General features: G+C 59.3%; 11 protein-coding genes. 5 read left to right on the forward strand and 6 right to left on the reverse strand.

Annotated features, from left to right (window positions below; all coding sequences use genetic code 11):
* Complete coding sequence (locus tag ACTIEN_RS13125; RefSeq protein WP_439523598.1) at positions 1 to 1161, forward strand: acetate/propionate family kinase; 1161 nt, start codon at positions 1 to 3, stop codon at positions 1159 to 1161.
* A gap of 2 nt (positions 1162 to 1163) precedes the next feature.
* Here ACTIEN_RS13125 and ACTIEN_RS13130 read toward each other — a convergent pair whose 3' ends face one another.
* Positions 1164 to 2027 carry a phosphate acyltransferase gene (locus ACTIEN_RS13130; RefSeq protein ID WP_439523599.1) on the reverse strand — a complete coding sequence of 288 codons (864 nt, stop codon included), beginning with the start codon at positions 2025 to 2027 and terminating at the stop codon, positions 1164 to 1166.
* Positions 2028 to 2207: 180 nt separating this feature from the next.
* On the opposite strand from ACTIEN_RS13130, the gene ACTIEN_RS13135 reads away from it, so the two are divergent.
* The 4 genes from ACTIEN_RS13135 to ACTIEN_RS13150 are packed head-to-tail and all read left to right on the forward strand — an operon-like array spanning position 2208 to position 6815.
* Positions 2208 to 5036 (forward strand): molybdopterin oxidoreductase family protein, encoded by a 2829-nt coding sequence (locus ACTIEN_RS13135; protein WP_439523600.1) that lies wholly within the window; start codon positions 2208 to 2210, stop codon positions 5034 to 5036.
* A complete protein-coding gene (locus tag ACTIEN_RS13140) occupies positions 5033 to 5197 on the forward strand; it encodes a hypothetical protein (RefSeq protein ID WP_439523601.1) in 165 nt (54 codons plus the stop codon). Before ACTIEN_RS13135 ends, ACTIEN_RS13140 begins: the two co-directional genes overlap by 4 nt.
* Positions 5194 to 5943, forward strand: coding sequence for a 4Fe-4S dicluster domain-containing protein (locus ACTIEN_RS13145; RefSeq protein ID WP_439523602.1), 750 nt, complete (start codon positions 5194 to 5196; stop codon positions 5941 to 5943). The genes ACTIEN_RS13140 and ACTIEN_RS13145 overlap by 4 nt, the downstream gene beginning before the upstream one ends.
* Positions 5943 to 6815 (forward strand): dimethyl sulfoxide reductase anchor subunit family protein, encoded by an 873-nt coding sequence (locus ACTIEN_RS13150; protein ID WP_439523603.1) that lies wholly within the window; start codon positions 5943 to 5945, stop codon positions 6813 to 6815. The genes ACTIEN_RS13145 and ACTIEN_RS13150 overlap by 1 nt, the downstream gene beginning before the upstream one ends.
* 16 nt (positions 6816 to 6831) lie before the next feature.
* Here the strand turns inward: ACTIEN_RS13150 and ACTIEN_RS13155 are convergent, their stop codons facing one another.
* The 5 genes from ACTIEN_RS13155 to ACTIEN_RS13175 all read right to left on the reverse strand — a co-directional run bounded on the left by ACTIEN_RS13155 (position 6832) and on the right by ACTIEN_RS13175 (position 12093).
* A complete protein-coding gene (locus ACTIEN_RS13155) occupies positions 6832 to 7476 on the reverse strand; it encodes a DUF1523 family protein (RefSeq protein WP_439523604.1) in 645 nt (214 codons plus the stop codon).
* A gap of 12 nt (positions 7477 to 7488) precedes the next feature.
* Positions 7489 to 7755 carry a hypothetical protein gene (locus tag ACTIEN_RS13160; RefSeq protein ID WP_439523605.1) on the reverse strand — a complete coding sequence of 89 codons (267 nt, stop codon included), beginning with the start codon at positions 7753 to 7755 and terminating at the stop codon, positions 7489 to 7491.
* Between the two features lie 3 nt (positions 7756 to 7758).
* A complete protein-coding gene (locus ACTIEN_RS13165; RefSeq protein WP_439523606.1) occupies positions 7759 to 9093 on the reverse strand; it encodes a DUF6638 family protein in 1335 nt (444 codons plus the stop codon).
* On the reverse strand, positions 9090 to 9845 hold the full coding sequence (locus tag ACTIEN_RS13170) for a hypothetical protein (protein WP_439523607.1): 756 nt from the start codon (positions 9843 to 9845) through the stop codon (positions 9090 to 9092). Before ACTIEN_RS13170 ends, ACTIEN_RS13165 begins: the two co-directional genes overlap by 4 nt.
* Before the next feature lie 313 nt (positions 9846 to 10158).
* Positions 10159 to 12093: an ATP-binding protein gene (locus tag ACTIEN_RS13175; RefSeq protein WP_439523608.1), complete on the reverse strand. Its 1935-nt coding sequence runs from the start codon at positions 12091 to 12093 to the stop codon at positions 10159 to 10161.
* Between the last annotated feature and the right edge of the window lie 58 nt (positions 12094 to 12151).

Consider the following 12151-nt stretch of genomic DNA (forward strand, 5'->3'; position numbering starts at 1 on the left):
ATGAATGACCCCGCACAAAACGGACCGGTTCTGGTTCTCAATGCGGGGTCATCTTCGATCAAGTTTGCAGTGTTCGACACGTCCTTGACCGAAACTCTTTCGGGCATCGCAGAGGCGATTGGCGGTGCCTCATTCCTGCGAATTGGCAGCCTCAGCACAGAATCTTCCTTCGCGGACCACAGTGCAGCGCTCGAGGCGATCCTTGCCGAGTTGCGCGGGCGCGGGATTTCGCCCGAAAGCTTGCGTGCCGTCGGCCACAGGGTTGTGCATGGCGGGGCGAAACTGACCCAGCCTGTGCGCGTGACCAAAGAGGTGCAGGACGAAATCGCACATTGCACGCCGTTGGCCCCGTTGCACAATCCGCACAACCTTGCGCCGATGCGTGCGTTGGAACGGCTTGCGCCCAACTTGCCGCAATTTGCCAGCTTCGATACATCGTTTCATGCAACCAATCCGGATGTCGCCACGCGGTATGCGATCCCCAGGATTGTCGAGACGAAGGGCATTCGTCGCTATGGGTTTCATGGGCTCAGCTATGCGTCTCTGGTGCGCCGATTGCCGACGATATCTGGTCAACCCCTGCCGTCGCGATTGCTTGCCTTTCACCTTGGGAACGGCGCGTCGCTTTGTGCGATCAAGGATGGAAAGTCGATCGCGACCACGATGGGTTATTCGCCGCTGGATGGCCTGACGATGGGAACGCGTTCAGGCGGGATTGATGCGAACGCCGTCCTGCGTCTGGTCGAGGAAAACGGGCTGGACCGCACCAAGGCCATTCTGAACCACGAAAGCGGATTGCTCGGCCTGTCCGGCGGCAAGTCGGACATGCGAAAGCTGATGCTTGATCCGTCCGAGGACAGCACCTTTGCGGTAGACCATTTCTGCTACTGGACCCTGCGCCATGCCGGTTCTCTGATCGCCGCGCTGGAAGGTGTGGATGCCATTGCCTTCACCGGCGGCATCGGAGAGAACGCCAAAGAGGTACGCGCCCGAATCCTCGCGGGGCTGCAATGGGCCGGTGTGCAATTCGATCCGGAACAGAACGAACGGAACGCCGCCCGTTTGCACAGGGCCATATCGCCGGTATCCGTATGGATCATCCCCGCCGAAGAAGAACGCGAGATAGCGATGGACGCGGTCAAGTTGTTGAACGCTGGGTAAGGTCAGGTCCGGTTGGCAAGCGAAATGGTGATCAGTGTAGCCGCAACGATGTCATCCACGGTGGCCCCGCGACTGAGGTCGCATACCGGATGTCGGAACCCTTGCAGAAAGGGTCCGATCGCCTGTGCGCCGCCCAGTTCCTGGCACAGCTTGTATGCGATATTGCCCGCATCGAGAGACGGGAACACAAGCACGTTGGCGTCCCCGTCACCGAGACCTTTCTTCGCGGCGATACGGGCATTCAGGGCGGCATCCGCCTGCACCGGCCCGGTGAAGCCGGTTGCGACCGCCACGGTTCGAACGACATCAACGCTGGCTCCTGCGCCGCTTGTCCCGGTTGAGAAGGACAACAGCGCGACGCGCGCGTCGCCCAATAGCGCCTTGCCGGTCACCTCTGATGCACGCGCGATGGCCTCCAAAGTGACCACGTCGGGAGATACGTTGACGGCGCAATCGGCGAAGATGAATTCGCGCCCGTCCGGGAAAATCATCAGAAAATATGACGATGGAATGCTGACCCCGTCGGCAAGCCCAATCCCCATGCTGGCCGCTTCGATCACGCGGCGGGTCGGGCTGTCGGCACCGGCAACCACGGCATCCGCCGCACCCGCGCGCACCATCGCGGCGGCGCGGTACAGTGGTTTCTGCAAAAGACGTCGCACCAATGCTTCCTTGGTGCCGCGCACCTCCATCATGGCCGCAACCAGTCCTTCGGTGATCTCGTCAGTGACAGGAACGATTGTGCAAAGCCCATCGGTCTGTAATCTGTTCGCAGCTTCGGCGACACGGGGATCATCGAGTTCAGGGAACACAACCCTGGCGTTTGCCTTGATCGCGGTTGCGCGGGCTCTGTCCAAGGCGCTCATTCTGGTCTCCGGTCCTGTGTCCCAAAGCAGCTTGCCACGTTCTTGTCCGTCAAGACAAACCGTTGTTGGGTCGCCAGATGTAAGCGCTTGCATTTTGTCGCTTTACCATTCCGCCAGAAACATGAACACTGTCGCCAAATCTGACCAGGGGCATACCTTGGCAGGAGAGGGAGGAACCTTATGGGCCATGTCCAGCCAGAGCTGAACCTTTCGCCGGAAGTCTCGGACGAGGTGCGCAAGACCACATGCTACATGTGCGCCTGTCGCTGCGGCATCAACGTGCACATGAAGGATGGCAAGGTCGCCTATATCGAGGGCAACCGCGATCATCCGGTCAACAAGGGCGTTCTCTGTGCTAAGGGCAGCGCCGGGATCATGCAGCACAATGCTCCGTCCCGCCTGCGTGCGCCTCTGAAACGCGTCGGTCCGCGCGGGTCCGGTGAATTCGAAGAGATCAGCTGGGGCGAGGCGATTGAAATCGCGACGGGTTGGTTGAAGCCACTGCGGGACACCGCCCCCGAAAAGCTTGCCTTCTTCACGGGGCGCGACCAGTCGCAATCCTTCACAAGCTTCTGGGCGCAGAATTTCGGCACGCCGAACTATGCCGCGCATGGCGGGTTCTGTTCCGTCAACATGGCAGCAGCCGGCATCTACACGATGGGCGGTGCGTTCTGGGAATTCGGCCAGCCCGATTGGGACCATACCAAGCTGTTCATGCTGTTCGGCGTGGCCGAGGATCACGACAGCAACCCGATCAAGATGGGCCTTGGCAAGATCAAGGCGCGCGGGGCCAAGGTGATCGGCGTCAACCCGATCCGCACCGGCTACAACGCGATTGCCGATGACTGGGTTGGGATCACACCCGGCACGGATGGATTGTTCATCCTCGCGCTGGTGCATGAGTTGATGAAGGCCGGGAAGATCGACCTGGACTATCTTGCCCGCTACACCAACGCGCCGGTTCTGGTGAATGGCGACCCCAAGTCGCCGGAACACGGGCTGTTCCTGAAAGACGAAAACGGCAAACCACTGGTCATGGACCGTGTGACAGGAAAGCTGACGCCTTTCGATCAGCCGGGGGTCAAACCTGACCTGTCCGCCAGCTACCGCCATGCCGGGATCACGCACAAGCCGGTGATGCACTTGCTGGCCGAGCGGTATCTTGATCCGAAATACGCACCCGAAGCAGTGGCCGAGACCTGCGGTGTGTCCGCCAACAAGATCAAACGCATCGCGGCAGAGATTGCCCGCGTCGCGTTTGATGAGGCTATCGAAATCGACCAGCCGTGGACGGATTTCCGTGGTGAAAAGCACGATAAGATGGTGGGTCGCCCGGTCAGCTTTCACGCCATGCGGGGCATCAGCGCCCATTCCAACGGGTTCCAGACCTGCCGCGCGCTGCATGTGCTGCAAATCCTGTTGGGCTCTGTCGAAACCCCCGGCGGATTCCGCTTCAAACCGCCCTATCCGAAACCGGCCACCGCGCATCCAAAACCGCATTGCAAGGTGACACCCGGCAAGCCGCTGGACGGCCCGCATCTGGGCTTCGTTCATGGCCCCGATGATCTGTGCCTCAAGGACGACGGCACGCCCGCGCGCATCGACAAGGCGTTCACCTGGGAAAACCCGATGAGCGCGCATGGCCTGATGCATATGGTCATCTCGAACGCCTATGCAGGCGATCCCTACAAGATCGACACGCTGTTCATGTACATGGCGAACATGTCGTGGAATTCGTCGATGAACACCGGCGGTGTCATGAAGATGCTGACCGACAAAGACGAGAACGGCGAATATGTGATTCCGCGCATCATCTATTCCGATGCGTATTCGTCCGAAATGGTCGCCTATGCCGACCTGATCCTGCCGGACACCACCTACCTTGAACGGCACGATTGCATTTCCCTGCTCGACCGTCCGATCTGCGAGGCGGACGCGGCGGCGGATGCGATCCGCTGGCCGGTGGTGAAACCGGACCGCGACGTGCGCGGCTTTCAGTCCGTGCTGTGCGAATTGGGCGCAAAGCTCGACCTGCCCGGTTTCGTGAACGAGGACGGCAGCCAGAAATATGCCGATTACGCCGACTACATCACCCATCACCAACGCCGTCCCGGTGTTGGCCCCCTTGCCGGGTGGCGCATGGGTGAAGACGGGTTGACCGGCGGGCGCGGGGACGTCAACGAAGCCCAGATCGACAGCTATATCGCCAATGGCGGGTTCTGGTCCTCGCATATCCCGGACGAGGGGCTGTATTACAAACCTTGGAACACGGCCTATCAGGACTGGGCGGTCGAAATCGGTCTCTACGACGCGCCCGCGCCTTACATCTTTCAGCTTTACGTCGAACCGATGCGCAAGTTTCAACTTGCCGCCGAAGGCCATGGCGACAGGCAACCGCCCGACCACCTGCGCGAGCGGATCAAGGCCACGCTTGATCCTCTGCCGATCTGGTATGCTCCGCTAGAGGACGGTCATGTCGACCCTGAGGAATTCACCATCCATGCGCTGACCCAGCGTCCGATGGCGATGTATCATTCCTGGGGCACTCAAAACGCCTGGCTGCGGCAAATCCACGGCCATAACCCGCTCTACCTGCCGACCAGGCTTTGGGAACAACACGGGTTCAAGACCGGTGAGTGGGCAAAAGTGTCATCAGCACATGGAGACATTACCGTGCCTGTCGCGCATATGGCTGCGCTGAACGAAAATACCGTCTGGACATGGAACGCGATTGGCAAACGAAAAGGGGCCTGGGCCTTGGACAAAGACGCGCCCGAGGCGACCAAAGGCTTTCTTCTGAACCACCTGATCCACGAATTGCTGCCGCCCAAGGGGGACGGATTGCGCTGGGCAAATTCCGATCCGATCACAGGGCAGGCGGCGTGGTTCGATCTGCGTGTGAAGATCGAAAAAGTCTCTGCCCCAGAGGAATCGCATCCCGTGTTTGACGAACTGCAATCGCCGGTTGGCAAAGGGCCGGATGAACTGCGCTGGAAGGCGGACACATGACAGGCGCAATGAAAACCACATTAATCGCAATCGCCCTGGTCATGATCGGAATGGCCGCATCTTTTATCTGGTTCGTCTCGACATGGGACAAAGAGGCTGAACAGCCGATCGGTTTTGACCTTGGACCAGCGCTTTCTAAAATGGAGGAGCGTCAGGCATGACCCAGCTTCCCGAAAAGACCGAGCGGAAAATGGGCTTGGTGATCGACCTTGATACCTGTGTCGGCTGCCACGCCTGTGTTATTTCCTGTAAAGGCTGGAACACCGAGAATTACGGCGCGCCGCTGTCCGATCAGGACCCCTATGGCGCTGATCCTTCGGGCACATTCCTGAACCGCATTCACTCCTACGAGGTGCAGCCCGCAGACGGACCTGCGCAACTGATCCATTTTCCGAAATCCTGCCTGCATTGCGAAGACGCACCCTGTGTCACTGTGTGCCCCACCGGCGCCAGCTATAAACGCACCGAGGACGGGATCGTTCTGGTCAATGAGAAAGACTGTATCGGGTGTGGTCTGTGCGCCTGGGCCTGTCCCTATGGCGCGCGGGAACTGGATCAGGCGGAAGGTGTGATGAAGAAATGCACTTTGTGCGTGGATCGCATTTACAACGAAAACCTTCCGGAAGAAGATCGCGTGCCTGCCTGTGTCCGTACTTGTCCGTCCAATGCCCGCCATTTTGGCGATCTGGGCGACCCGGACAGCGACGTCAGTCAATTGGTCGCCGAACGTGGTGGCATGGACCTGATGCCGGAACAGGGCACCAAACCGGTGAACAAGTATCTGCCACCGCGGCCCAAGGACAAGCTGAACGAAGAAATCGACATCCTCGCACCACTTCTGGCTCCGATTGCCGAAGAGCCCCAAGGCTTTCTTGGATGGCTCGACAAGACGCTGGAGAAACTCTGATGCATCCGGCACCGTCCATTATTGCCTTCAGCACGTTTTCCGGGCTTGGTTTAGGCCTGTTGTTCTGGCTGGGTATTGATCCGACCGCGCCGACAGGTTGGGTTGGGTTTGCGTTCTTCGCGCTCGCCTACATCCTCGCGGTGGGGGGGCTGATTTCATCGACCTTCCACCTTGGTCGTCCCGAACGTGCGCTCAAGGCGTTCACCCAATGGCAGACAAGCTGGCTTAGCCGCGAAGCGTGGTGTTCTGTTGCGGGGCTTGTAACGATGGGCATTTACGCCTTCTTGCTGGTGTTCTTCGACACGCAGATCGCCGTCCTTGGCTGGATCGGCGCGGCGTTGTGCCTGCTGACGGTCTACACCACCTCGATGATCTATGCGCAGATGAAGACGGTGCCGCGCTGGAACACGGGTCTGACCTCGGCGCTGTTCCTGGTGCTTTCTGTTGCCGGGGGCGCGCTATTGTCAGGGCGGGTGACGATTGCGCTTGTCCTGCTGCTGATTGCCGGAGCCCTTCAGGGCATCTGGTGGAAGACCGGCGACACGCGGTTCAAGCAAAGCGGGACGGACATGAAAACCGCCACAGGCCTTGGAGCCATCGGCGAGGTTCGCGCGTTCGAGCCGCCGCATACCGGCACCAACTATCTGTTGAACGAGATGGTCTATACGGTCGCCCGGCGTCATGCCGACAAACTGCGCCTGATCGCGCTTCTCTTGATGCTGGTCCTACCGGTGATCCTGCTGTTGCTGCCATATCCGCATATCTTCGGGTTGCTGGCCTTGGTCAGCCACGTCGCGGGGGTTCTCGTGTCGCGCTGGTTGTTCTTTGCCGAGGCCGAGCATGTGGTCGGTCTTTACTACGGGATGCGTTGAACCGGGGCAGAATGGCCTATTTGGATTTCCAGCTGTCCAGCCACCGACGCAACCCGGTACGGCGGCGCGCGATACCGTCTCCAACCGACTCGAACCCCTCTTCGACATCGTCCATCACCGGATCGATGCGGGCGATGCGGAACCGCCGCCAGCGCACATAAACCGCCCAGAAGAACGCCGCCAGAAGTGTCAGGATGATGATATTGATCCACGGAATGATCCGCACATCGGGGCCATCGACGGGCCGCACGTCCATCGCGTTTGGAAATATCGTCAGGAATTCATTCCGCCAGCCGTAATGCTTGATCACAACCCATTGCGGATCGGCAGAAGTGCTGCGCAGATCAGCCGCCTCGGCCTGAAGGTTCGAGGTGTCGAACTTGAAATAGGGTGGCCAGCCCCAGCCAGTGTCCTCGTTGCGATAGACCATCACATCGCCACCCGACCGCACACCCGAGATAAAGAATACGTCCCGGTTCGGCAGACTGCCATCGCTGCCCACATCCGCCGACGCCCAGAACCAGCGGTTTTCGCCGGGATCGATGCGGCGCACCTCTGTGTCGGTGATCCGGGCCACGTCATGCTGCGGCAGCGTGTAGTGCAGGAACGACGCGAACAGCACCCAGAAGGTCAGGATAAAGGCCCACTTGATATAACCCACGGCGGCGTCCCCTCAGTAGAAGTTCGTAAAGTAGATGATGGCAGAGATAACCACCATCGGCACGATATACACCCCCAGAATGAGTTTCCGACGCAGCGATCCGTCATAGTCGCGCAACCCCGCCTCCACAAAGGTCTCGCGGTCGCCCTGCTGGATTTCCTCGTCCCATTCCTTTTCCAGCTTGTCGCGCCGCACCGCGCGCGAATAAAGCGAGAGGCAGATATAGACCACGCTCAGGACCAGAAATCCGATCACCAGCAACCGACCAAGTGCAAGCATACCCTACCTCCGAACCGCGCCCCACGGACCGACACGCGTGATCATATCCTCGCGCACCGGCTTTGGTTCTTCAAGCGGCGCGTCATGGCCGAACAAGGCTTCGCGCGCCCCTGCTTTATCGGCAACATATTCGCGGGTCAGGAAATCGACCACATAGGCGCGTTTGGTATCGGTCCAACCGCGATAGGCAGCGTAGAATGCCTCTTTGTGACAGATGTAAAGCTGACGAATGTCCTTGGGCGACAGTTCTGACAGCAGCATGTTCACCAATGTCGCATCCGGTGTATCACTGGCCCGCAGCGTGTAGAAATAGGCCGGGTTGTCGCTCGCGATCCGGGGCCATTTGGCATCGCCATCCGCCCAGTGCACCAACTGGTTCAGCGCGTGCCATTCCGGGGGCAACCGGTCCGAATACCGCCGTGCCAGCCCGCGAATGTCCCGCCGCGTTGCCCCCGTCAGGTCGATCTCCGCCTCCTGCGCGATATCCACGACGATGAAATCCATCTTCTGCCGCAGGATCGCGCTCGCGTCGATCCCGCGCGCCTTGACGATGGGTTCCACCAGCCCGTTCAGATCGAGAAACTTCGCCACCTTGTTCCGGTCCTGCAGGGTGAACGCATACGCAATCGGCAGCCCCGGCACGACATCCCCGGCACAGATCGCTGCCGGGTGGTCGACTTGACGAAACACATACATCCCGCCGAAATGGCTGGTGTGGAAGTTCTCCTGCTTGAACTCCATCTGTTTCAGCCGCACCGGATTGCGCACCACGTCGCCCGTACGTTTCGCCAAGGTGATCATCTCCGCGATCAGCACATCATCGTGCCAGCCGTCCGGTTCCGTTTTGAACCGGTCCACCAACGCGCCCAGCTTGTCCGCATCGCGCACCGTGCCCTGCGTCGTGTCCGCCTCGATCCGGATGGTGTGGATGTCGAACAGCCGCTCCGGGTTCGACACGTCGAACACCGTGTTCACCAACTCCCCCGCCACCGCATCCTTGGCGGTGAGCGCGAACAACTGGCTCTCATTCGCCTCGATGAACTGCCGCAGAATATCCCGCGAGGTCGAGAATTTCGCATCGAGCAGCGGCGCCGTCTTCTGCTGCGTCGTCAGCAGAATGAACTGCCGGTTCACCCCGTTGTGGTTGAGGTAGAGCGGGTCGTTCAACTCGTCCCCCACCTCGGGTGAGAAGCCGGAAATGTCGATGTGGAAATCGGTCTGGGTCGTGGTCTTGCCGGTCAGGTGCAGGAGCGCGCGGTTGTACCGCTCGATGAGCGCCGGAGAGGTGACGTGGATCAGGTTGCCGAACATCAGGCCGGATTGGATGAGGCGGTTCATGTTTCGTCACTCTGCGATCTTTGACGTTTTCTCGCAGCCATTTCTGACACCGCATGCTCGACAAGTTTTATCTTCGCCATGTTGGTGTCTCGGAGCATTTCGTCCACTTCTGCTTCGCCATGTATTAATTGATTTCGAATTTTCTGAACCTCAGAAAAGGTCATCACAACTGCCGCTGAAAGTTCTCCTTCTTCGTTTAAAGAAACGACATTCATTGAAGATGAAGAGTGCCTGCCGTTCTGTGCCCATTGGGCCAGTAGGCGTTCAATCTTGATCCAAGATTCGAAAAACTCGCCAATAAGCGCAGCATGTGAATTCTCTGGGAACACAATTTCCAATTCGACGCCAAAGAGCGCTTCGAAGAGCTTTTCGCATAGCTCTGCGTAAACTTCGACGTTTTTTCGTTCAATCGTTAAGCCATTACCTTGATGATAAAGTTCATTCCTTAATCTATGAAACCACTCAAATTCCCCTAAGTTCAAACCAATGATTTTATCACTGGCGTGTTGTTCGATACCATCCAAAAGACTCGGAAAGTTTTTGCAGTACTCGTCCCGCTCGCGTCTGGAAAGTTGTAAACCAGTGACCCGTTTTGGTAGTGTCAAATAGGTCTGCATGGTCAGCTCGGCTGCATTATCGACCAAGATCATTGCAATACGACGCTTTGCATCTGACTGCTCGGAAATCAGTGAAATGCCATGTTGCAATAGTTCTGCAGGACCCGCAGCCCAGAGAGGATGTTCACTATTCATCCTTTTCCCTCCGAGCTCTGCCTTTCGCGAACGGTAATCTGGACGACTCGTATGGCGAGGAGAGGTGCCCAGAGTATGGCAGATCCCATCCAAGCAAAGACCATGTCGGAGAGAATGCTACGCCCCAAAACTGGCTCGCCCGAAATACGAAAATACGTCCAATTCGCAAGTCCGAGTATAGTCCCAATCCCAAGTGCGCTGAGAGCAAAGCGCTTCAAACCTTTCCATGCCGCGTCATGTGGCACCGGGAGGGCGGAAGGCAGAGCAAAGCAAAGGCCAAGTATCAGGGCAAACGTGAAAATGGAAAACAGCGTCACCCCTTCCCCTCCAAATACCGTCTCTTCGCCTCTTCCTGACGCCCAAAGTCCCGCACCATCGCCTCGATCGCCACCTCATCCGACTTGTCCGCATAGCGGAACTCGGAATCCGCGTAGCGGTTGATCTCCTGGATCACCATCTCGACCGTGATCGGCCGCCGCAGCTCCTCGATCATCGCCGCCTTCCGATCATAGGGCTGGAACAGGAACAGGTCCGGTTGCTCCATCCATTCATCCGGCAGTTCGAAATCCATCGCGCGGACCTTCACCGCGTCGGTGATGTTCTTGATCGCCCGACCCGTAAAGCGCGGGTCGGCCTCCTGAATGGCCTTGAGGTAGGTGCCCATCTTGGCAATCGTGTCCAGCGCGCCGATCCGCGACGACACCCGGTCGAACACGTCCATCAACCCCGGCTCCTTGGGCCGATTGTGCGAGTCAAACGACGCCGCCACCGCCTTCTGGATCTGCTGCGCCGCGTACAACTCGTGATCCCCCAGCGGGATGTCGTGCTTGCGCCCCATCAACAGCGCAAGGATGTCGATGTAATCCTCCCGCGTCTGCGGCCCGTCCACAAGGAACCGCGACCCCGCCCGTTGCCGCAGCGCATCATCCACGTTCTCGGGAAAGTTCGAGAACATCCCGAACGTGCAGTTCCCCCGCACCACCGTATTGGCCCCGGCGAACGCCTCCATGAACACCGCCGTGACCTCCTGCTGCCCCGCGCTGGACTGCCGGTCCCCGCGCTTGCCCGCGATCTGGTCGATGTCGTCGATGGTGCCGAACCCGATCACCGACGGATCGAGCACGTTGTTGATAAACGCCTTCGCGTTCTGCCCCGACTTGCCCTGGTAGCTGTCGATATTGTCGATGCCGAAGTTCTGGTACCGGAACGTGTAGCCCGCGTTCTGGCAGTACTCGTGGATCATCCCCGCCATCATCTGGATCAGCGTCGTCTTGCCGGTCCCCGGCGCGCCATCCCCCATGAAGGTAAAGATGAACCCGCCCAGTTCGGCAAACGGATTGAGCCGCCGTTCGAAATCATAGGCCATGAGCATCTTCGCCAACCGCATCGCTTGATACTTGGCGATATGGTTGCCCACCACCTGATGCGGCTTCTTGAACTGCATGGTGAGCGTTGTGCCCTTGGCGCGGGAAGCAGGCGTGAACCCCCGGATCGTCAGATCATCCGCCTCCACCCGCCAATTGGCCGAGGTAAACGCCCCCGTCCGCGCCCCATTCTGGGCGCGCAAAGCGATCCGCTCCATCAACTGTTCGGCAAACGCCAACACCGTCGCCACCATGCGCGGCTCGTCACTCGCATGCAGCGAAAGCTTCTGATCCAACTCCCACAACGCCCCATGCAAAGCCAGCTGCGCATTGTCGGTCAGAACCTCCTGCACCTCACCCACATCGACGGTGACTTCGCTCGCCTGTGACGCCAAGAGAAACGCCGCCGCATTGGCAAACACATACCCAACCGCCAGCGCTTCGCCTTCGAGCAAACCGGAAAACTCCGCCTTCCGATCCGCCCCCAACGACCCCTGCAAATTCGCCCGCTTCAACTCGCCCAAAGGAGTCGCCTCGGAAAACGCCTCACCCACAGCCAAGGCAATTCCCAACGCGCGCCGCAGCCCATGCATCACCGCCGCCTGCGCAGGCGACACCAGCGGATCATTGCCACTCGCCCCCGCGATCCGGTCGAGCAGATGCACCCCCTCTGGTCGCGCGGTGGACCGCGTCACCAACCCCGGCGTCGTCGACCGAAACCGCCGCCGCGTCCCAATCCCAGAAGACCGCTCCACCGCCGCAGGCTCTGCACCAGACGCCACCCGTGGCGTGTGATCGAACCCTTCCAGCATCACATTTGCCGCAGGATAATGCTTGCGGATCGCCTCTTCGCGCAGTTCCATCAAATCGGACGTTACGGACATCTTGCGACGCTCCTATGCTTCATCTTGCCAAATAAACTCCCGCCGGAGGCTCCCGCAC

This window comes from Marivita sp. (assembly GCF_051859345.1).
In the GTDB taxonomy this organism is placed as follows: Bacteria; Pseudomonadota; Alphaproteobacteria; order Rhodobacterales; family Rhodobacteraceae; genus Marivita.

Bases quoted from the DNA above. Each gene is read 5' to 3' on its own strand.
- ACTIEN_RS13140 (WP_439523601.1), top strand. From the start codon at position 5,033: ATGACAGGCGCAATGAAAACCACATTAATCGCAATCGCCCTGGTCATG.
- ACTIEN_RS13145 (WP_439523602.1), top strand. From the start codon at position 5,194: ATGACCCAGCTTCCCGAAAAGACCGAGCGGAAAATGGGCTTGGTGATC.
- ACTIEN_RS13160 (WP_439523605.1), bottom strand. From the start codon at position 7,755: ATGCTTGCACTTGGTCGGTTGCTGGTGATCGGATTTCTGGTCCTGAGC.
- ACTIEN_RS13170 (WP_439523607.1), bottom strand. From the start codon at position 9,845: ATGAATAGTGAACATCCTCTCTGGGCTGCGGGTCCTGCAGAACTATTG.
- ACTIEN_RS13130 (WP_439523599.1), bottom strand. From the start codon at position 2,027: ATGAGCGCCTTGGACAGAGCCCGCGCAACCGCGATCAAGGCAAACGCC.
- ACTIEN_RS13125 (WP_439523598.1), top strand. From the start codon at position 1: ATGAATGACCCCGCACAAAACGGACCGGTTCTGGTTCTCAATGCGGGG.
- ACTIEN_RS13165 (WP_439523606.1), bottom strand. From the start codon at position 9,093: ATGAACCGCCTCATCCAATCCGGCCTGATGTTCGGCAACCTGATCCAC.
- ACTIEN_RS13135 (WP_439523600.1), top strand. From the start codon at position 2,208: ATGGGCCATGTCCAGCCAGAGCTGAACCTTTCGCCGGAAGTCTCGGAC.
- ACTIEN_RS13150 (WP_439523603.1), top strand. From the start codon at position 5,943: ATGCATCCGGCACCGTCCATTATTGCCTTCAGCACGTTTTCCGGGCTT.
- ACTIEN_RS13175 (WP_439523608.1), bottom strand. From the start codon at position 12,093: ATGTCCGTAACGTCCGATTTGATGGAACTGCGCGAAGAGGCGATCCGC.